General features: G+C 74.4%; 1 protein-coding gene. It reads right to left on the minus strand.

What is annotated here, in order from left to right; genetic code table 11:
* The coding region (locus O3Q52_RS53200) for a PEP/pyruvate-binding domain-containing protein (protein WP_332113038.1) at window positions 1-1,024 on the minus strand (1,024 nt) is incomplete at its 3' end.
* Window positions 1,025-1,271: the final 247 nt, after the last annotated feature.

The raw sequence follows: 1,271 nt of genomic DNA on the forward strand, positions 1-1,271 counted from the left end.
CGAGCCACCGGTTCCGGGGCGGTGCGGCGCCCAGCAGCCGCAGATCCGCCGCGGCCCGTCCGCCGACCGCCGTGACGACCGGAAGCGAGCGCAGTTGCCGTCGGGGCGCGGTGCCCCCGATGTCGAGCGCGGCGGCCAGCCCCCGTGCCATCGGGGCCACCCACAAGTCCTCCTCCAGCGGCTCCAGTTGGTCCGGCAGCGTCTCCGCCACCGGTCCGGGACCGAGCAGCCGCGCCCCGCGCGCGGGCCGAGTCGCCATCGCCGTGATCGGCCGGCTCTGGAACAGCCACAGCCGCCCGGACGCGTCGAACCCGAACTCGATGTCCTGCGGCCCGCCGAAGACGCCTCGTGCCTGCCGCGCCAGCCGGGCCAGGCGACGCAGTCCGTCGGCGCCGAGCAGCCCTTCGGGGTCATCCGGCTCGGTGCGCAGCAGCCGTCCCCAGCGGCTCAACCAGTAGTTCGTGCCCGGCTGTTCGCCGCTGACCAGGGAGTCGGGCCCGCCCCGCACCGCACTCACCAGCATCCGGTCCGTCCGGCCCTCCACGGGGTCGGCGCCGAACATGACCCCACCGACGCGGGCCGCGAGCATCGGCTGAACCAGCACGGCCATCGGAGCCACCGTGCCGTCGGGCCGGTGCGCCGAGTCGAGCACGGTCCGCACGGCCGCACGGAACTCGTGCCAGCCCTGCACGTCCAGCACGGACGCGAACTGGCCCGCCAGGGACGACTCCTGGGTGTCCTCCTGCGGTGAGGAGGACCGTACGACGAGGGGGCGCGTGCCGTCGGCGGAGAGCTCCTGCCAGGCTCGGCGCAGCCCTTCCAGGTCGCCGACGCCTGGCCGCTCGTCGGCCCAATCGCCGTACGGCGGCTCCTCCAGGCGCTTCCTGGGCTCGCTGTGCTCCCGGTGCTCGTTGTGCGGCACGACGAACCCCGGCAGCACCGGCAGCCCGGCCAGCGCGGCGCGCGCGAGATGTGCGGCCTTGGAGCCGGCGAACGGGATGCGTGCCGCCCGCGGATCGCTCAAGGGGACCGCTTCCGCGGCGAGTCGAGGAATCTCGGGGGCGAGTCGAGGAGCTTCAGGGGCGGTCCGAGGAAACCGGGAGGACAGTGGATCGCCTATGCGGGGGGCACCGCCCCGGTCGTCCCCGTCGCGCGCACCGTCTCCATGACGTTCGTCAACCGTCGTCATCGAACACCCTCCAGGACCGACCGCCAACAGGGGGGACGCGCGGGGGTGGCCCTGCGCCTGACGACGGAACGAAGGATGGGGG

It is taken from the genome of Streptomyces sp. ActVer, assembly GCF_027270795.1.
Taxonomy (GTDB): domain Bacteria; phylum Actinomycetota; class Actinomycetes; order Streptomycetales; family Streptomycetaceae; genus Streptomyces; species Streptomyces umbrinus_A.